Source organism: Streptomyces sp. NPDC024698, from assembly GCF_055559015.1.
On sequence record NZ_JBVHLK010000014.1, the window covers coordinates 18,356 to 36,370 of the forward strand.

The following is an 18,015-nucleotide window of genomic DNA, read 5'->3' on the forward strand; positions in this document are numbered from 1 at the left end:
GCCGGGGCGCGGGGCCTTCGGGGCAAGGGCTCGCGGGCGGTCCGGGGCCGGGGCGCGGTGGGGTCGTACCGGCGCGTGCCGGGTTGTCAGTGGGTCCGGCTACGGTTCGGTCATGGCTGCCCGTACGAAATCCGCGAAGGACCGCCCGTCCTACCGCTGCACCGAGTGCGGCTGGCAGACGGCCAAATGGCTCGGCCGTTGCGCCGAATGCCAGGCATGGGGGACGGTCGAGGAGTACGGCGCGCCCGCCGTGCGCACGACCGCGCCGGGCCGGGTCACCACGTCCGCGGTGCCCATCGGACAGGTCGACGGCCGTCAGGCCACCGCCCGCAGCACCGGCGTGCCCGAGCTGGACCGCGTCCTCGGCGGTGGTCTCGTGCCCGGAGCCGTCGTCCTCGTCGCGGGTGAACCCGGCGTCGGCAAGTCCACGCTGCTGCTGGACGTGGCCGCGAAGTCGGCGAGTGACGAACACCGCACCCTGTATGTGACGGGCGAGGAGTCGGCCAGTCAGGTGCGGCTGCGCGCGGACCGGATCAAGGCGATCGACGACCACCTCTATCTCGCCGCGGAGACCGACCTGTCGGCCGTCCTCGGTCATCTGGACGCGGTGAAGCCGTCGCTGCTCATCCTGGACTCCGTCCAGACCATCGCCTCCCCGGAGATCGACGGCGCGCCCGGCGGCATGGCCCAGGTCCGTGAGGTGGCGGGCGCGCTCATCCGCGCCTCCAAGGAGCGCGGCATGTCCACCCTGCTCGTGGGCCATGTCACCAAGGACGGCGCGATCGCCGGACCCCGGCTGCTCGAACACCTCGTGGACGTCGTCCTGTCCTTCGAGGGCGACCGGCACGCGCGCCTCAGGCTCGTCCGAGGGGTCAAGAACCGCTACGGCACGACGGACGAGGTCGGCTGCTTCGAGCTGCACGACGAGGGCATCACGGGGCTCACCGACCCGTCGGGGCTCTTCCTGACGCGCCGAGCCGAGCCCGTCCCGGGCACCTGTCTGACCGTCACCCTCGAAGGCCGCCGTCCGCTGGTCGCCGAGGTCCAGGCGCTCACGGTGGACTCCCAGATCCCCTCCCCGCGCCGGACGACCTCCGGTCTGGAGACCTCCCGCGTCTCGATGATGCTCGCCGTCCTGGAGCAGCGGGGCAAGATCAGCGCCCTCGGGAAGCGGGACATCTACTCGGCGACGGTCGGCGGTGTGAAGCTCACCGAGCCCGCCGCGGACCTCGCCGTCGCGCTGGCGCTGGCGTCCGCCGCCAGTGACGTCCCCCTGCCGAAGAACCTCGTCGCGATCGGCGAGGTGGGGCTCGCGGGCGAGGTCAGACGGGTCACGGGGGTGCAGCGACGGCTGGCCGAGGCCCATCGTCTGGGCTTCACGCACGCCCTCGTACCGACCGATCCGGGCAAGGTCCCCGCCGGTATGAAGGTCCTGGAAGTGGCCGACATCGGCGCGGCTCTGAGTGTCCTTCCGCGCTCGCGTCGCAGAGAGGCCCCACGGGACGAGGAACAGCGCCGGTAGACTTTGCCCTGGTCTCGCCCGTCCGTACGAACCGAGGGCGGCCGGAAACCTTCGACCGGAGGAGTGCAGTGGCAGCCAACGACCGGGCAGCAGCTCCCGGAAAGTCCGGTGGGAGCTCCGGTGCCGATGGCCTGATGCGCGCCGCACTGAGCGCCGTGGCACCCGGCACGGCGCTGCGCGACGGACTTGAACGGATCCTCCGCGGCAACACGGGCGGACTCATCGTGCTCGGCTCCGACAAGACCGTCGAAGCGATGTGCACGGGCGGGTTCGTCCTGGACGTGGAGTTCACCGCGACCCGTCTGCGTGAACTGTGCAAGCTCGACGGCGGCATCGTGCTCGACAAGGACATCACCAAAATCCTCCGGGCGGGCGTGCAGCTGGTGCCCGACCCGACGATCCCGACGGAGGAGACGGGCACGCGGCACCGCACCGCGGACCGGGTGAGCAAGCAGGTCGGCTACCCCATCGTCTCGGTCTCCCAGTCGATGCGCCTGATCGCCCTGTACGTCGACGGTCAGCGCCGCGTCCTGGAGGACTCCGCCGCGATCCTCTCGCGCGCCAACCAGGCCCTCGCCACGCTGGAGCGCTACAAGCTCCGCCTGGACGAGGTCGCGGGGACGCTGTCGGCGCTGGAGATCGAGGACCTGGTCACCGTCCGGGACGTCTCGGCGGTCGCCCAGCGTCTGGAGATGGTGCGCCGCATCGCCACCGAGATCGCCGAGTACGTGGTGGAACTGGGCACGGACGGACGCCTGCTGACCCTCCAGCTCGACGAGCTGATCGCCGGAGTCGAGCCCGACCGCGAGCTGGTCGTCCGGGACTATGTACCCGAGCCGACCGCCAAGCGTTCCCGTACGGTCGACGAGGCGCTGTTCGAGCTGAACGCGCTCGCCCACGGGGAGCTGCTCGAACTCTCCACGGTGGCCAAGGCGTTGGGATACACCGGCTCCCCCGAGGCGCTGGACTCCGCGGTCTCCCCGCGTGGCTTCCGTCTGCTCGCCAAGGTGCCCCGGCTGCCCGGCGCGATCATCGACCGGCTCGTGGAGCACTTCGGCGGGCTCCAGAAGCTGCTCGCAGCGAGCGTGGACGACCTCCAGACGGTCGACGGCGTGGGCGAGGCACGGGCCCGCAGCGTCCGCGAGGGCCTGTCCCGTCTCGCCGAGTCGTCGATCCTGGAACGCTACGTCTGAGGACCGGGGGCTCTCCCCGGCCGGGGGCGCTCAGTCCTTGGACAGGACGAACGACGTCTGCGCCTTCGCCAGCCCCGGCGCCTTCGCCTCGACCAGATAGGTGCCGGCGGGGGCCGACCCCGAGGGGGGCGTGGCGCACGACGGGGCGCCGGGCTTGCGGTCCCACTTCACCGTGTGGACGGTCTGGCCGTGGGCCGGGACGCGGAAGAGGATGCCCGCGGCGTCCTTCGGGCAGTCGTCCGAGGCCCAGAAGCCCTTGTCGCCGCCTGACTGAGTGATCGTCAGAACAGCGCTCTTCGGGCCGAGATCGACCTTGCAATCGCTGCCCGAGCCGTTCTTGGCGACGATCTCGATCTCGGGCTGCTCGCCCGGCGCGTAGCTGTTGCGCACGCTCTTGAGCGTCAACTTCACATCGCCCGGCGTGCAGTTGGGGACGGTGGACCCGGCCGGGAGCCGGTCGGCCGCCCCGCCGCCGTTCTTGGCCCCGTCGTCGGAACCGCCGCCGGCGCTCCCGCCGGAAGCGGTGGAGCCGTCACCCGAACCGTCACCCGAACCGTCGCCCGAGCCATCGCCGGAGCCGCCGCCGCTTCCGGTCCCGCCGGTGCCGCCGCTCTCACCGCCGTCGCCCGACTCGTCGCGGCCGCCCGGGTGTTGGCTGATCGCGGGGCCCGACCCCGACGGTCCCGGCGTGATCGAGGAAGCGGGATTCTTGCCGTTCGACCCTCCGGCGGCGTTGTGGCCGCCGCCGCCTCCGGTACCGACCACCCAGACGGTGAGAAGCGCCAACAGCCCTAGCACGGACAGCAGAACGGCCCTCCGACGCCAGTAGATGGTGGAGGGTAGCGGCCCGACCGGATTGCGCAGAGATCCCACGGCGCAAACTGTACGAGAGATCGACCGCCCATCAGGCCCCACCCGCCGCCCCGGCGCCAACTTTTCCGGATCATCATCCAGGAGGACATCCATTCCGGCGACCGCACGGCCGCCGGATGCAGCCTTTCACCACCGCCCGCCCCCGGCGTCGTCCCCGTATCGGCACCGCAGCATGGCAGGATCGACATCGCCATGACTGCACCCACCCAGCCCACCGGGCCCCTCCGCAAAGCCCCCGGCGAGGACCTCCACACCCCCGTCATCGCCTGGTTCGACGAGCACGCCCGCGATCTGCCCTGGAGGCATCCCGATGCCGGCCCCTGGGCGGTGATGGTCAGCGAGTTCATGCTCCAGCAGACCCCGGTCAACCGTGTCCTGCCGGTGTACGAGCAGTGGCTGGCGCGCTGGCCGCGCCCCGCCGATCTGGCGAAGGACGCGCCCGGCGAGGCCGTACGGGCCTGGGGGCGACTCGGCTACCCGCGCCGCGCCCTGCGTCTGCACGGCGCCGCGGTGGCCATAGCGGAACGGCACGGCGGCGACGTACCGACCGATCACGCGCAGTTGCTGGCGCTGCCCGGTATCGGGGAGTACACGGCGGCGGCGGTCGCGTCGTTCGCGTACGGCCAGCGCCATCCCGTGCTGGACACCAACGTCCGCAGGGTCTTCGCCCGGGCCGTCACCGGCGTGCAGTACCCGCCGAACGCCACCACCGCCGCCGAGCGCAGGCTCGCCCGCGCCCTGCTGCCCGAGAGCGAGAGCACGGCGGCGCGCTGGGCCGCCGCCTCGATGGAGCTCGGTGCGCTGGTCTGCACGGCCAGGAACGAGACGTGCCACCGGTGCCCGATCGCCGGGCAGTGCGCGTGGCGGCTGGCGGGCAAGCCCGAGCACGACGGGCCGCCGCGCAAGGGACAGACGTACGCGGGCACGGACCGCCAGGTGCGCGGCAAACTGCTGGCCGTCCTGCGGGACGCTCATGTGCCGGTTCCGCAGAGCGCGCTGGACCGGGTCTGGGACGAGCCGGTGCAGCGGGGGCGGGCGCTCGACGGTCTCGTCGCCGACGGTCTGGTCGAGCCGCTCCCCGGCGGTCTGTATCGGCTGCCTCTCACCTAGAACAGACGTCATATCAGGATCAACCCGGACATAGGGTCAACTCCCCTTACCCCGCACGTACAGCCGTTACACAACCGACGGACAGCCGAGTGCTGGCCGAAGGCTGTCTCGGACAACCCCGTGACAACGCGTCCGTAGCTTCAGTGCCGTACCGCAGGAGGTGCCGCCCGACCGGCGGCGACCGAACGGCGGTTCGCAGGCAACGGACAACCGGCAGCAAGCGGGTCGGAAACGGGGATGGAGGCGGTTGATCATGGCGCACGGCGAGGTGCTCGAATTCGAGGAGTACGTCCGCACTCGGCAGGACGCGCTGCTGCGCAGTGCCCGCCGCCTGGTCCCCGACCCGGTCGACGCCCAGGACCTGCTCCAGACGGCGCTCGTGCGGACGTACGGCCGCTGGGAGGGCATCGCGGACAAACGTCTCGCCGACGCCTATCTGCGCCGCGTGATGATCAATACGCGGACGGAGTGGTGGCGGGCCCGCAAGCTCGAAGAGGTGCCCACCGAGCAGCTGCCGGACGCGTGCGTCGAGGACGCCACCGAGCAGCACGCGGACCGCGCGCTGCTGATGGACATCATGAAGGTGCTGGCACCCAAGCAGCGCAGCGTCGTGGTGCTGCGACACTGGGAGCAGATGTCCACGGAGGAGACGGCCGCCGCACTCGGCATGTCGGCCGGAACGGTCAAGAGCACGCTGCACCGGGCGCTGGCCCGGCTCCGCGAGGAGCTGGAGAACCGCGACCTGGACGCCCGCGCGCTCGAACGTGAGGAGCGGGAGCGTTGCGCGGCCTAGGAGTCCGGTCCAGAACGGCTCTACAGGCGGGGGGTTCGGCGGCGGCCGGGCTCGCCGCCCTCGGCCTTTTCCTGACCGCGTGCGCCACCGGCGGCACCGGCGCCCGTGACGAGGGGCCCGCGGGCACCGACGCGGTCCCCAAGGGCAGCATCAAGCCGGTCGTCTCCGGCTCGCCGCCCAAGGCGCCCGAGCGCGTGGACGCGGTCAAGATCGTCAAGAACGACCCGACGGTCAGTGCCGCGGTCAAACGCGATCTGAAGCCGTGCGTCGCCGACGAGTACCCGGTCGACGTGTCGTACGGGAAACTGACCGGCGGGTCCGCGAACGACGTCGTGATCAACGTGATGACCTGTGCCGACGCCGTGGGTGTCGGCAGCTACGTCTATCGCGAGCAGAACGGCCGGTACCAGAATGTCTTCAAGGCCGAGGAGCCGCCGGTCTACGCCGAGATCGACCGGGGCGATCTGGTGGTCACCCAGCAGCTGTACAAGAAGGGCGACCCGGTGTCGTACCCGTCCAGCGAGGAAGTGATCACCTACGGCTGGTCCTCGACGCGCTTCGTCGAGCAGTCCCGGATCCACAACGACTACAGCAACGCGGTGGGCGGCTCCAACTCGCCCGCCCCGGACGCGAATTGAGAACGGGCGGAGCAAGCCGGATGGCAGAGCAGACCCATGTCCTGTTCGTCGAGGACGACGACGTCATCCGCGAGGCCACACAACTCGCCCTGGAGCGCGACGGCTTCGCGGTCACGGCCATGCCCGACGGGCTCTCGGGACTGGAGGCCTTCCGCGCCGACCGTCCCGACATCGCCCTGCTGGACGTGATGGTCCCCGGGCTCGACGGTGTGTCGCTGTGCCGCCGCATCCGGGACGAGTCGACCGTGCCGGTCATCATGCTGTCCGCGCGCGCCGACTCGATCGACGTCGTGCTGGGCCTTGAGGCCGGCGCCGACGACTACGTGACCAAGCCCTTCGACGGCGCCGTACTGGTCGCCCGTATCCGCGCGGTGCTGCGCCGTTTCGGGCACGCGAGCGGGGGCGCGGGCTCGGCGGCCGAGGACGCCGCGCCGGTGGAGGGCGGGGTGCTCGTCTTCGGCGAACTGGAGATCGACACCGAGGGCATGGAGGTGACCCGGAGCGGTACGCCGGTGGCGCTGACGCCCACCGAGATGCGGCTGCTCCTGGAGTTCTCGTCCGCGCCGGGGACGGTGCTGAGCCGCGACAAGCTGCTGGAGCGGGTGTGGGACTACGGCTGGGGCGGGGACACACGGGTGGTCGACGTCCATGTGCAGCGGCTGCGGACGAAGATCGGCCAGGACCGTATCGAGACGGTCCGCGGCTTCGGCTACAAGTTGAAGGCCTGAGCGCGCCGTGCGGGGGATGTTCGGGCGCTCGGCTCCGGGGACGCCCGCGGCCGCGGGGCGGGTACGGATTCCTGGCGGACGCGCGGCAGCGGGGGACGGCGTGAGAACGGGTGCGCGCGAGGGCGTCGACACGACTGCCGGCAGAGGTGCCGGCCGGGGCGAGGTCCTCGGCGGGGGCGTCGGCCCCCGACCGGTGAGCGGCAGGGGCGGCGGCATCGGATTCGGCAGGGGCCGCGGCATCGGGATCGGCATCGACCGGGGCACGGACTCGGGTACGAGCATCCGTACGGGCATCCGCTGGAAGCTGAGCACGGCGATCGCCCTGGTCGGCGCGCTGGTCGCGGTCGCGCTGAGCCTGGTCGTGCACAACGCGGCCCGTGTCTCGATGCTGGACAACTCGCGTGACCTGGCCGACGAGCGCATCCAGCTGGCCGAGCGCATGTACGGGCCGGGCCGGCCGCCACCGTTCGGCGCGAAGATAGACGATCCCTCCATCCCCTCGGACCTGATGGTGAAGGTCGCGGAGGGACGGCGGGCGACCTACGTCTCCGACAGCCCGAACGGCGTGCCGGACATCTGGGCCGCCGTACCCCTCAGGAACGGCCAGGTGCTGTCCTGGCACGAGCGTTTCACGGACCGCAACGCGGACGTGATGAAGGACCTCGACCAGGCGCTGATCATCGGCTCGATCGCCGTCGTCTTCGGCGGCAGCGCGCTCGGGGTGCTGATCGGCGGCCAGCTGTCACGTCGGCTGCGCAAGGCCGCGGCCGCGGCGAACCGGGTCGCCAAGGGGGAACCGGACGTCCGGGTGCGGGACGCGATCGGCGGTGTCGTGCTCGACGAGACCGACGACCTGGCGCGGGCGGTGGACGCCATGGCCGACGCGCTCCAGGAGCGCATCGAGGCCGAGCGCCGGGTGACCGCCGACATCGCGCACGAACTGCGCACCCCGGTGACCGGGCTGCTCACGGCGGCCGAACTCCTGCCGCCCGGCCGCCCCACCGAGCTCGTACGGGACCGCGCGCAGGCCATGCGCACGCTCGTCGAGGACGTGCTGGAGGTCGCCCGGCTCGACGGGGCCTCGGAGCGCGCGGAGTTGCAGGACATCATGCTCGGTGAGTTCGTGGCCCGGCGCATGGCCGCCAGGGGCGCGGACGTCGAGGTACGGGTGGTGCACGAGTCGGAGGTCACGACGGACCCGCGCCGTCTGGAGCGCGTGCTGCTCAACCTTCTCGCGAACGCGGCGCGGCACGGCAGGCCGCCGATCGAGGTCACGGTCGAGGGCCGGGTCATCCGGGTCCGCGACCACGGTCCGGGTTTCCCCGAGAAGCTTCTCGCGGAGGGGCCGAGCCGGTTCCGTACCGGCAGCACCGACCGTGCGGGCGACGGGCACGGACTCGGCCTGACCATCGCCGCGGGCCAGGCCCGGGTGCTGGGCGCCCGGCTGACCTTCCGCAACGTACGGCCCGCGGGGGCTCCGGACGATGTGCCGGCCGAGGGGGCGGTCGCGGTGCTGTGGCTGCCGGAGCACGCGCCGACGAACACCGGCAGCTTCCCGGTCCTGCCGCCCTCCGGCACGTAGCCACGGTGGTGGACCGGGCCGGACCGCGGCCCGCCACCCGCGGCGCGCACAGGAGAAGGCCCCCGGGGCGGACAACGCCGGGGGCCTTCGTCGAGAGGTGACCGGGGCCGGGTGGACCGGCCCCGGTCAGGTCAGACCGGCTCCGCGAGCGGGACCTGGGGTGCCTCGTCCGACGCCCCGCCCTCGCCGGGCTTGGGCGCTCCGGCTCCCTTCAGCGGGACCTCCTTGACGAACACGGCCGCGACCAGTGCGAGAACGGCGACCACGGAACCGAGCAGGAACGCGGAGTGCGTACCGGCGGACACCGCGTGCTGGTAGGCGTCACGGGCGGCCGCCGGCAGCTTCGCCAGGCTGGCCGCGTCGAGCTGCGCCGACTTCTCGGTCGTCTTGGAGCCGAGCGCCCCGGCCCGCTCGGCCATGACGTCCTGCACCCGGTGGTTGAACAGCGCGCCCATGATGGCGACACCGAACGACGATCCGAGCGTACGGAAGAGGGTCGTGGAGGAGGACGCGACGCCCATGTCCTTCATCTCGACGCTGTTCTGCGCGACGAGCATCGTGATCTGCATCAGGCAGCCCATGCCGGCGCCGAGCACCGCCATGAACAGCCCGGAGGTGAGCCGCGTCGTCCCGGTGTCCATCTGCGAGAGCAGGAACAGCCCGATGATCATCAGCACGCTGCCGACGAGCGGGAAGATCTTGTAGCGGCCGCTGTTGGTGGTGACCCGTCCGGCGACCATCGACACGGCGAGCATGGCGCCGAGCATGGGCAGGAGCAGCAGACCGGAGTTGGTGGCGGAGGCGCCCTGCACCGACTGCTGGTAGAGCGGCAGGAAGAGGACGGCGCCGAACATCACGAAGCCGGTGATGAAGCCGATCATCGACATCAGCGTGAAGTTGCGGCTGCGGAAGATGTGCAGCGGCATGACCGGCGCGGTGGCCTTGGTCTGCCAGAAGATGAAGCCGACGAGAGCGGCGACGCCGATGCCGGTCAGCTCCATGATCCGCGCGGAACCCCAGGCGTACTCGGTGCCGCCCCAGGTGGTGACGAGCACGATGGAGGAGATGCCGAGGGCCAGCAGAGCGGCACCCAGGTAGTCGATCTTCGCCTGGACGCGCTTCTTGGGCAGGTGCAGCACGACACTGACCGCGATCAGCGCGACGACGCCGAGCGGCAGGTTGATGTAGAAGGACCAGCGCCAGCCCCAGTGGTCGGTGATGGTTCCGCCGACCAGCGGGCCGAGGATCATGGCGAAGGCCATCACGCCGGCCATCATGCCCTGGTACTTGCCGCGCTCGCGGGGCGGGATCAGGTCGCCGATGATCGCCATGACACCGACCATCAGACCGCCGGCGCCCAGACCCTGGATCGCGCGGAAGCCGATGAGCTGTCCCATGTCCTGGGCCATGCCGCTGAGGGCCGAACCGATCAGGAAGATCACGATCGAGGTCAGGAAGGCGCCCTTGCGCCCGTACATGTCGCCGAGCTTGCCCCAGATCGGGGTGGAGGCCGCGGTGGCCAGGGTGTAGCCGGTGACCACCCAGGAGAGGTGCTCGAGTCCGCCCAGCTCACCGACGATCGTCGGCATCGCGGTGCCCACGATCATGTTGTCCAGCATGGCGAGCAGCATGGCGATCATGAGCGCCATCAGGACGACTCGTACGCTCCGCTGCTGCTTCCCGCCCTCGGCCGGTGCCCCGGCCGCTTCCGCGGCCGGTTCGGCCGCTTTCGTCTCGTCCGCCATCGTTCCCCACTCCCCTGAGCGCCGCTGCTGCCGTCCCACTACTTACTTGCCGACCGGCAAGCTGACTACACTCAGGAAAATAGCCCTGTAACTAGCCGGGCGTCAAGTAAGTAACACTAGTTTTGCCAGCCGGTCGACAGGTAAGTTTCAAGGGAGCGCGAGGAGTACGAGAATGGGCGGCACCATGGACGGCATCAAGCGGCAGCGCCGGGGCGACACTCGGCAGCGCATCCAGGACGTAGCCCTCGAACTCTTCTCCGAGCAGGGCTACGAGAAGACCTCGCTGCGCGAGATCGCCGAACACCTCGACGTCACCAAAGCGGCGCTCTACTACCACTTCAAGACCAAGGAAGAGATCCTCATCAGTCTCTTCGAGGATCTGACGCGGCCACTGGACGAGCTGATCGAGTGGGGCGCGCAGCAGCCGCACACCCTGGAGACCAAGCAGGAGGTCCTGCGCCGCTACAGCGACGCCCTCGGCGGGGCCTCACCACTCTTCCGCTTCATGCAGGAGAACCAGGCGACGGTACGCGAGCTGAGCATCGGCGAGACCTTCAAGGACCGCATGATCAGCATGCTGGAGATCATCAAAGAGCCCGGATCGGCGCTGACCGACCAGGTCCGCTGCATCAGCGCGCTCTTCACGATGCACGCCGGCATGTTCGTGCTCAAGGACGTCGAGGGCGACCCCGAGGACAAGCGCAAGGCCGTCCTGGAGGTCGCGATCGACCTGGTGACCCAGGCCCACGCGGGCGGCGCGGCCTCCGAGGGCGAAGCCTCCTAGGCGCCGGTTCCGACCGCGCGGGGACGGGACCTTCCGGCGTCCGCCCCCCGGCGGGGGGCGAGTCCTCCCGTTCCGGTTCCGGGCGCGCGAAAGCGGAGCCCAGGCACCGCTTTCGGTGCCGGGACTCCGCCTCGGTCTCCGCTCCGGCCGTTCGGGCCGGTGCCGCACGCCGGATCACCGGCGCGAGGGTCAGACAGTGACACCCATGCTGTGCAGGAACGTCACGGGGTTGATGGCCGAGCCGTAGTTCGGGGTCGTACGGATCTCGAAGTGCAGGTGCGGGCCGCTGGAGTTACCGGTGTTGCCGGACAGGGCTATGTGCTGGCCGGTGGAGACGACCTGGCCGACGCGCACGTCGATGCGCGACAGGTGGGCGTACTGCGAGAACTTGCCGTTGGCGTGCTTGATGACGATGGCGTTGCCGTACGCCGGGCCGTCACCGGCGCCGTTGGGGCCGACCTTGACGACGGTGCCGCCGTGGGCCGCCATGACGTTGGTGCCCTGCGGCACGGCGAAGTCCTGGCCGGAGTGCTTGTGGGCCCACATGCCGCCGGCCTGGTCGAAGGTGGCGGACAGGGTGTACTTCGCGACCGGGTCGATCCAGGACGCGGCCTTCTTCGCGGCGGCCGCCTTCTTCGCGGTGGCGGCCTTCGCCTGAGCCGCGGCCTGGGTGTGCACCGCGTCGGCCGCGGTGACGGTGGCGCTGCTGCTGACGCCCGTTTCGGCGGCGGTCGCGACCCCTGCGCCCAGCACGACCGAGGCGCCGAGGCCGACGGCCAGGACGGCCGCCCGAGTGCGGACCATGGACGTAAGGGACTTGCGGGACGTGACGCGCTTCGACATGAAAACCTCGTGGAGACGGGGACGGGGGCTTGAACAACCACTCCGGTGCGGTGCTGGCCACCGAGCGGGCCATTCATTGGTAACCCGGCCCCTGGGCCGGACTCAAACCCCCCATCTACGGCCCAAGGTAGTAGTTCATCGCAAAACTTCCCGAACCTTGACACCTCGGACATCCGGCGCGGGATCTTGCCCCTTTGGTCCGAAATCCAGGGTTTACCTCCACTTCAGGCCTGTACATCCCTTGCTAAACCTGCCCCGGGCCACTCCATCCTCACGACCTGCCGACAGCCCTGTCCACCCTGGGCCAAAGGTCCTTTTTGTCCGTTTTCACTTATCCACTATTCGCCCTAGTACCGGACAAACCGCCTGTGCGTCATGTCACCGGGGCGCCGGATCCAGGACCTCCTGAATGTGACGCGGGCTACCCCTCCGGCCCCTGTTTTCAAGGGCCTTGAGGCACCGGCGAACCGTCCGCGGACACCCCCGGAGCAGCCGTGTCGACCGGCTGCCGGAGCGCGCGGTTGTCCGACCACGCTGGTGCGACGGCCGGCGGTGACCGCGGCGCGGGGAGCAGGGAGCGGGGAGCGGGGAGCCGGGAGCGGGGAGCGGGGAGCGCGGGCGGGGAGAGCGCATCCCCGTCGTCCTTCCGCTGCGCACCCTGGTCCGCCCCCTCGACGGGCCTGCCGACCCCGGACACGACCTAGGACTCCCAGAGCCTCCTGTGGCTCCTCCACGGACGTGAAAAAAGGGGCTGCCCCGGAACCGAAGTCCCGGGGCAGCCCCTTTTCAGGCGGACCCTGAGGTCACGCCTCCTTGCTCAGGTTGGGACCGGCGCCGCCGGCGGCCTGCTCGATCGGCGGGACGTCGGGAAGGGCCGACTTCTCCTCACCGCGGAAGGTGAAGGCCTTGGTGTCGCCCTCGCCCTCCGTGTCCACGACCACGATGTGGCCGGGACGGAGCTCGCCGAAGAGGATCTTCTCGGAGAGGATGTCCTCGATCTCGCGCTGAATGGTCCGGCGCAGCGGCCGGGCGCCCAGCACGGGGTCGTAGCCCTTCTTCGCGAGGAGCGACTTGGCGGTCGGGCTGAGCTCGATGCCCATGTCCCGGTCCTTCAGCCGCTCGTCGACCTTGGCGATCATGAGGTCGACGATCTGGATGATGTCTTCCTCGGTCAGCTGGTGGAAGACCACCGTGTCGTCGACACGGTTCAGGAACTCGGGGCGGAAGTGCTGCTTCAGCTCCTCGTTGACCTTGGCCTTCATCCGGTCGTAGTTCGTCTTGACGTCGCCCACGGCCGCGAAGCCGAGGTTGAAGCCCTTGGAGATGTCCCGGGTGCCGAGGTTGGTCGTCATGATGATGACCGTGTTCTTGAAGTCCACGACCCGGCCCTGGGAGTCGGTCAGTCGACCGTCCTCCAGGATCTGCAGCAGCGAGTTGAAGATGTCCGGGTGGGCCTTCTCGACCTCGTCGAACAGGACGACGGAGAACGGCTTGCGGCGGACCTTCTCGGTCAGCTGGCCGCCCTCTTCGTAGCCCACGTAGCCGGGGGGCGAACCGAAGAGACGCGAGACCGTGTGCTTCTCGCTGAACTCCGACATGTCGAGGGAGATCAGCGCGTCCTCGTCACCGAAGAGGAACTCCGCGAGGGTCTTCGACAGCTCCGTCTTACCGACACCCGAGGGGCCGGCGAAGATGAAGGAACCACCGGGACGCTTCGGGTCCTTCAGACCCGCTCGCGTACGGCGGATCGCCTGCGAGAGCGCCTTGATGGCGTCCTTCTGGCCGATGACCCGCTTGTGGAGCTCGTCCTCCATGCGCAGCAGACGCGAGGACTCCTCCTCGGTCAGCTTGAAGACCGGGATGCCGGTGGCGGTGGCGAGGACCTCGGCGATCAGCTCGCCGTCGACCTCGGCCACGACGTCCATGTCGCCGGCCTTCCACTCCTTCTCGCGCTTGGCCTTCGCCGCCAGCAGCTGCTTCTCCTTGTCGCGGAGAGAGGCCGCCTTCTCGAAGTCCTGGGAGTCGATGGCCGACTCCTTGTCGCGGCGCACGCCCGCGATCTTCTCGTCGAACTCACGGAGGTCCGGCGGTGCGGTCATCCGGCGGATGCGCATCCGGGAGCCCGCCTCGTCGATCAGGTCGATCGCCTTGTCGGGCAGGAAGCGGTCCGAGATGTACCGGTCGGCGAGCGTCGCCGCCTGCACCAGGGCCTCGTCCGTGATGGACACGCGGTGGTGGGCCTCGTACCGGTCGCGCAGACCCTTGAGGATCTCGATCGTGTGGGGGAGGGAAGGCTCCGCCACCTGGATCGGCTGGAAGCGGCGCTCGAGGGCCGCGTCCTTCTCGAGGTGCTTGCGGTACTCGTCCAGCGTGGTGGCACCGATGGTCTGGAGCTCACCGCGGGCCAGCATCGGCTTCAGGATGGAAGCGGCGTCGATGGCGCCCTCGGCGGCACCCGCGCCGACGAGCGTGTGCAGCTCGTCGATGAACAGGATGATGTCGCCGCGGGTGCGGATCTCCTTGAGGACCTTCTTCAGGCGCTCCTCGAAGTCACCGCGGTAGCGGGAGCCGGCGACCAGCGCGCCGAGGTCCAGGGTGTAGAGGTGCTTGTCCTTGAGGGTCTCGGGCACCTCGCCCTTGACGATGGCCTGGGCGAGGCCCTCGACGACGGCGGTCTTGCCGACGCCGGGCTCACCGATCAGCACCGGGTTGTTCTTGGTGCGACGGGACAGCACCTGCATGACCCGCTCGATCTCCTTCTCGCGCCCGATGACCGGGTCGAGCTTGGACTCACGAGCGGCCTGGGTGAGGTTCCGGCCGAACTGGTCGAGGACCAGGGACGTGGAGGGAGTGCCCTCGGCGGGACCGCCACTGGCGCCGGCGGTCTCCTTGCCCTGGTAGCCGGAGAGCAGCTGGATGACCTGCTGCCGCACCCGGTTGAGGTCTGCGCCCAGCTTGACCAGGACCTGGGCGGCGACGCCCTCGCCCTCACGGATCAGGCCGAGCAGGATGTGCTCCGTGCCGATGTAGTTGTGGCCCAGCTGAAGGGCCTCGCGGAGCGAGAGCTCCAGGACCTTCTTGGCACGGGGGGTGAAGGGGATGTGCCCGGACGGGGCCTGCTGGCCCTGCCCGATGATCTCCTCCACCTGCTGGCGGACCGCCTCGAGCGAAATCCCGAGGCTCTCCAGGGCCTTAGCGGCGACACCCTCACCCTCGTGGATCAGGCCCAGGAGGATGTGCTCGGTGCCGATGTAGTTGTGGTTGAGCATCCGGGCTTCTTCCTGAGCCAGGACGACAACCCGCCGCGCGCGGTCGGTGAACCTCTCGAACATCGTTAATCGCTCCTCAGAGCGGTCAGGCAGTAAGGGGACGCTCCCCTCCCTGTCCTTCCGCAGCTTAGTCCCGCAAGCGGGGACCGCTCATTCCAACTGCCGACACCGTCCTTGGCCTCCTGACCCCGAACGCCGACATCTGCTCCAACCTGATGGTGCGAGACGATGTTCCCGCAGGCCAGGCAGATACCCTCTCCCGCTGTACGCCGATGGCGAACGTGAGATGCCGAGGCCCTGCGTGTCGCCCCTCCCACTAGGCATGTCTTACCCGCGCGCACGGACAGTCCATGCCGCGCGCACCGGTTCCCTCCGCTACGGGCGAACATCAATGCCCGGCGGAACGCTCCCGCACGCCCCGTTTTCCGGAACTCTGTGCGGTCACATAAACACCCAGCGTAACTCCGGGTGCCTTCCGGCGGTTGCTCCTTGCATGGTTGCCACCGTCCCTGTCCCCCGTCGGCCGTCCGATCCGGGTGATCCGGTCGATCCGGTACGCCGGTGGTACGAAAACGAACTGGGCTGGGCGACAGTGCCCGGAGCGCCGGTACGGCTGGTCACGGGGCTGCGCTTCGACGTCCTCGACGTTCCGGCCGAGGCGGGATTCCCCGCCCTGCGGCATCTGGGGCCGGGTTCTCCGGTGGCCCTGCGCGGGGAGCGGATGCGGCTGCTGGTGGCCGCGGGGAGCGCGGAGGAGCTGCCGGGGCTGCTCGACTGGCTGGAGTGGGGCTCTCTCGCGCTGGATCTCGTGGCGATCGGCGAGGGCGGAAGCGTCGAGGCTCCGCCGCGGCCCGGTCCCGGCGTCGCGGTGGCGCCGGATCCCGGGGATCCCGCGGCACCGGGTCCCCGCGCCGCGGGGCCTTCGGGGTTCGGGGCACGGCCCGGAGGCCGGCCCGGGGACGGTCCGCGGGCCCGTCCCGGGGAGCGGCCGGAAGCCTGTCCGGGAACGGGAACGGGGACGGCCCCACGAGGGGCCACCCGCTGGCTGCGGCCCCCGGAGCCCGGCCGCGAGGTGGAGACGGCGTTGCCGACGCTGTCGGCACTGGGCGGCGGGACCGCCGGCGGGGGCGTTGGGGGCGCCCCCGATCTCGTGCGACTGGTGCAGACGATGGCGACACAGTGCCACCGCGTCATGCTGCGGCGGGCGCGCGCTCAGCCGTTGGCCGTCTCGTAGGCCTCACGGATGGACGCGGGAACGCGGCCGCGGTCGTTGACCTCCAGGCCGTTCTCCTTCGCCCAGGCACGGATCTGCGCGGTGTCCTGGCTGCCACCGGAAGCGGCGCGGGCCTTTCCACGTCCGCCCGAAGCACGGCCTCCGGTACGACGGCCACCCTTGACGTAGGCGTCGAGAAGGCCACGGAGCTTGTCCGCATTGGCGGTCGTGAGATCGATTTCGTACGTCTTGCCGTCCAGCGCGAACGTCACGGTCTCGTCCGCCTCGCCACCGTCGAGGTCGTCGACAAGAAGGACCTGAACCTTCTGTGCCACCGGATTTCCTTTCATCGATAACTTCAAGGGCAAGGAGGGCCTCGCGGCGTCCGCCGTTTCGCCGTCCCTTGTTATATGCAGTACTGCACTACGTCGGAAAGCAAACCGCTTTTGCTGGAAAAACACAAACCCCTGGCGGAGACTCACGGGACTCCGCCCGCCCGGAAACGTGCGCGTTTCGGACATAGGGAACGTGGGCAAGGCGCTCCGGCGGAATAGCCGGCGGCGATCACAGATGCAGAAGCATCCGGCTGTTGCCCAAGGTGTTCGGTTTCACCCGTTCGAGACCGAGGAACTCCGCGACGCCCTCGTCATAGGAACGCAGGAGCTCGGCGTAGACATCGGTGTCGACGGGCGTCTCGCCGATCTCCACGAAGCCGTGCTTCGCGAAGAAGCCGACTTCGAAGGTCAGACAGAAAACCCGTCGAACACCGAGCCAGCGGGCGGTCTGGAGCAACTTCTCCAGCAACTGATGGCCGACGCCCAGGCCCTTGACCGCGGGGTTCACCGCGAGCGTGCGGACTTCCGCGAGGTCTTCCCACATCACGTGCAGGGCGCCGCAGCCGACCACCTCGGCGTTGTCGTCGCGTTCCGCGACCCAGAACTCCTGGATGTCCTCGTAAAGGGTGACGGTGGCTTTGTCGAGCAGGATACGGCGGCGCACGTTCGCGTCGAGGAGTCGTCGTACGGCCGCGACATCGCCGGTCCTGGCCCGCCGGACGGTGACGGCTTTTGCGGTGACTTCGGGATGCTCCGCCGGAAGCCCTGCCGGAACCTCCGCGGGATGCTCTGCTGACATGAGCGGACGCTATCGCCCGGGGGCGTCCCCGTCGGCGGCGGGGTTCTCCTCCGAGGGCTCGGGCGCCGGTGGCCTTTCGACGGCTTCGGGGGCTTGCGGTTCGGGCCCTTGCACGATGCGCATGGCGTCCCTGAGGGCCACCCGCTGTTCCTCGCTCATCATCCCGAAGAAGGCGACGAGAGCCGCCGCGGGGTTGTCGCTCTGCGACCAGGCGTCGTTCATCAGTGCCGCCGAGTAGGCGGCCCGTGTGGAGACGGCCTCATATCGATAGGCCCGGCCTTCCGCCTCGCGACGCACCCAGCCCTTCTGATGGAGATTGTCCAAAACGGTCATCACCGTGGTGTACGCGATGGACCGTTCCTGTTGAAGGTCTTCCAGGACTTCCCGAACGGTCACCGGGCGGTTCCACTTCCACACCCGCGTCATGACCGCGTCTTCGAGTTCTCCCAATGGGCGAGGCACAGTTCAGAACAATAGTGGGAGAGAGTCAACAAAAAGGGCGTACGACTCGAAGGACGCAGGAAACGTCCGAGTCGTACGCCGCTGACAGCGCCGTCCGGTACGGGGCGGGCGGGCGCCGGGGAGGGC

The 18,015-nt window shown here is 69.8% G+C and carries 16 protein-coding genes; 9 read left to right on the forward strand and 7 right to left on the reverse strand.

Annotation, left to right across the window (positions count from 1 at the left end):
* Positions 1 to 112: 112 nt before the first annotated feature.
* Positions 113 to 1,522 (forward strand): DNA repair protein RadA, encoded by a 1,410-nt coding sequence (gene radA, locus ACZ4AA_RS26460; RefSeq protein ID WP_467607857.1) that lies wholly within the window; start codon positions 113 to 115, stop codon positions 1,520 to 1,522.
* A 68-nt stretch (positions 1,523 to 1,590) separates the two neighbouring features.
* Positions 1,591 to 2,715: a DNA integrity scanning diadenylate cyclase DisA gene (gene disA / locus ACZ4AA_RS26465; RefSeq protein ID WP_467607861.1), complete on the forward strand. Its 1,125-nt coding sequence runs from the start codon at positions 1,591 to 1,593 to the stop codon at positions 2,713 to 2,715.
* 30 nt (positions 2,716 to 2,745) lie between these two features.
* Here disA and ACZ4AA_RS26470 read toward each other — a convergent pair whose 3' ends face one another.
* Positions 2,746 to 3,588, reverse strand: a complete 843-nt coding sequence (locus tag ACZ4AA_RS26470; protein ID WP_467607864.1) for a hypothetical protein — start codon at positions 3,586 to 3,588, stop codon at positions 2,746 to 2,748.
* 192 nt (positions 3,589 to 3,780) lie between these two features.
* Here ACZ4AA_RS26470 and ACZ4AA_RS26475 point away from each other — a divergent pair, with 192 nt between their 5' ends.
* From ACZ4AA_RS26475 to cseC, 5 genes are all read left to right on the forward strand, one after another.
* Entirely contained in the window at positions 3,781 to 4,698 is a 918-nt protein-coding gene (locus ACZ4AA_RS26475) for an HhH-GPD family protein (protein ID WP_467607867.1), read from the forward strand.
* 253 nt (positions 4,699 to 4,951) lie between these two features.
* Positions 4,952 to 5,491 carry a SigE family RNA polymerase sigma factor gene (locus tag ACZ4AA_RS26480; protein ID WP_328554197.1) on the forward strand — a complete coding sequence of 180 codons (540 nt, stop codon included), beginning with the start codon at positions 4,952 to 4,954 and terminating at the stop codon, positions 5,489 to 5,491.
* Positions 5,479 to 6,129 (forward strand): hypothetical protein, encoded by a 651-nt coding sequence (locus ACZ4AA_RS26485; protein WP_467607871.1) that lies wholly within the window; start codon positions 5,479 to 5,481, stop codon positions 6,127 to 6,129. Before ACZ4AA_RS26480 ends, ACZ4AA_RS26485 begins: the two co-directional genes overlap by 13 nt.
* A 20-nt stretch (positions 6,130 to 6,149) precedes the next feature.
* On the forward strand, positions 6,150 to 6,857 hold the full coding sequence (gene cseB / locus ACZ4AA_RS26490) for a two-component system response regulator CseB (RefSeq protein WP_467607875.1): 708 nt from the start codon (positions 6,150 to 6,152) through the stop codon (positions 6,855 to 6,857).
* A gap of 16 nt (positions 6,858 to 6,873) precedes the next feature.
* Positions 6,874 to 8,439 (forward strand): two-component system sensor histidine kinase CseC, encoded by a 1,566-nt coding sequence (cseC, locus tag ACZ4AA_RS26495; protein WP_467607878.1) that lies wholly within the window; start codon positions 6,874 to 6,876, stop codon positions 8,437 to 8,439.
* 131 nt (positions 8,440 to 8,570) lie between these two features.
* Here cseC and ACZ4AA_RS26500 read toward each other — a convergent pair whose 3' ends face one another.
* Positions 8,571 to 10,184, reverse strand: a complete 1,614-nt coding sequence (locus tag ACZ4AA_RS26500) for an MDR family MFS transporter (RefSeq protein WP_467607880.1) — start codon at positions 10,182 to 10,184, stop codon at positions 8,571 to 8,573.
* Between the two features lie 172 nt (positions 10,185 to 10,356).
* Between ACZ4AA_RS26500 and ACZ4AA_RS26505 the strand changes: the two genes are divergently transcribed.
* On the forward strand, positions 10,357 to 10,968 hold the full coding sequence (locus ACZ4AA_RS26505; protein ID WP_467607884.1) for a TetR/AcrR family transcriptional regulator: 612 nt from the start codon (positions 10,357 to 10,359) through the stop codon (positions 10,966 to 10,968).
* 189 nt (positions 10,969 to 11,157) lie between these two features.
* On the opposite strand, the gene ACZ4AA_RS26510 is transcribed toward ACZ4AA_RS26505, so the two are convergent.
* Both ACZ4AA_RS26510 and ACZ4AA_RS26515 read right to left on the reverse strand, forming a co-directional pair.
* Entirely contained in the window at positions 11,158 to 11,811 is a 654-nt protein-coding gene (locus ACZ4AA_RS26510) for a M23 family metallopeptidase (RefSeq protein ID WP_467607888.1), read from the reverse strand.
* 803 nt (positions 11,812 to 12,614) lie between these two features.
* A complete protein-coding gene (locus tag ACZ4AA_RS26515; protein ID WP_451886400.1) occupies positions 12,615 to 15,143 on the reverse strand; it encodes an ATP-dependent Clp protease ATP-binding subunit in 2,529 nt (842 codons plus the stop codon).
* Positions 15,144 to 15,573: 430 nt separating this feature from the next.
* On the opposite strand from ACZ4AA_RS26515, the gene ACZ4AA_RS26520 reads away from it, so the two are divergent.
* The gene (locus ACZ4AA_RS26520) at positions 15,574 to 16,314 is read left to right on the forward strand and encodes an SCO3374 family protein (protein WP_467607891.1); all 741 of its coding nucleotides are present in this window, start codon (positions 15,574 to 15,576) and stop codon (positions 16,312 to 16,314) included.
* Here ACZ4AA_RS26520 and ACZ4AA_RS26525 read toward each other — a convergent pair.
* The 3 genes from ACZ4AA_RS26525 to ACZ4AA_RS26535 all read right to left on the reverse strand — a co-directional run bounded on the left by ACZ4AA_RS26525 (position 16,293) and on the right by ACZ4AA_RS26535 (position 17,877).
* Positions 16,293 to 16,628 (reverse strand): histone-like nucleoid-structuring protein Lsr2, encoded by a 336-nt coding sequence (locus tag ACZ4AA_RS26525; RefSeq protein WP_467607894.1) that lies wholly within the window; start codon positions 16,626 to 16,628, stop codon positions 16,293 to 16,295. The two genes, ACZ4AA_RS26520 and ACZ4AA_RS26525, sit on opposite strands and share 22 nt — an antisense overlap.
* A gap of 229 nt (positions 16,629 to 16,857) precedes the next feature.
* Complete coding sequence (locus tag ACZ4AA_RS26530) at positions 16,858 to 17,427, reverse strand: amino-acid N-acetyltransferase (RefSeq protein ID WP_467607897.1); 570 nt, start codon at positions 17,425 to 17,427, stop codon at positions 16,858 to 16,860.
* Positions 17,428 to 17,436: 9 nt separating this feature from the next.
* Positions 17,437 to 17,877, reverse strand: a complete 441-nt coding sequence (locus ACZ4AA_RS26535; RefSeq protein ID WP_467608298.1) for a BlaI/MecI/CopY family transcriptional regulator — start codon at positions 17,875 to 17,877, stop codon at positions 17,437 to 17,439.
* Between the last annotated feature and the right edge of the window lie 138 nt (positions 17,878 to 18,015).

Coding starts and splice junctions, on each gene's coding strand:
- radA (WP_467607857.1), top strand. CDS start 113: ATGGCTGCCCGTACGAAATCCGCGAAGGACCGCCCGTCCTACCGCTGC.
- ACZ4AA_RS26475 (WP_467607867.1), top strand. CDS start 3,781: ATGACTGCACCCACCCAGCCCACCGGGCCCCTCCGCAAAGCCCCCGGC.
- ACZ4AA_RS26480 (WP_328554197.1), top strand. CDS start 4,952: ATGGCGCACGGCGAGGTGCTCGAATTCGAGGAGTACGTCCGCACTCGG.
- cseB (WP_467607875.1), top strand. CDS start 6,150: ATGGCAGAGCAGACCCATGTCCTGTTCGTCGAGGACGACGACGTCATC.
- cseC (WP_467607878.1), top strand. CDS start 6,874: ATGTTCGGGCGCTCGGCTCCGGGGACGCCCGCGGCCGCGGGGCGGGTA.
- ACZ4AA_RS26500 (WP_467607880.1), bottom strand. CDS start 10,184: ATGGCGGACGAGACGAAAGCGGCCGAACCGGCCGCGGAAGCGGCCGGG.
- ACZ4AA_RS26505 (WP_467607884.1), top strand. CDS start 10,357: ATGGGCGGCACCATGGACGGCATCAAGCGGCAGCGCCGGGGCGACACT.
- ACZ4AA_RS26510 (WP_467607888.1), bottom strand. CDS start 11,811: ATGTCGAAGCGCGTCACGTCCCGCAAGTCCCTTACGTCCATGGTCCGC.
- ACZ4AA_RS26515 (WP_451886400.1), bottom strand. CDS start 15,143: ATGTTCGAGAGGTTCACCGACCGCGCGCGGCGGGTTGTCGTCCTGGCT.
- ACZ4AA_RS26520 (WP_467607891.1), top strand. CDS start 15,574: ATGGTTGCCACCGTCCCTGTCCCCCGTCGGCCGTCCGATCCGGGTGAT.
- ACZ4AA_RS26530 (WP_467607897.1), bottom strand. CDS start 17,427: ATGTCAGCAGAGCATCCCGCGGAGGTTCCGGCAGGGCTTCCGGCGGAG.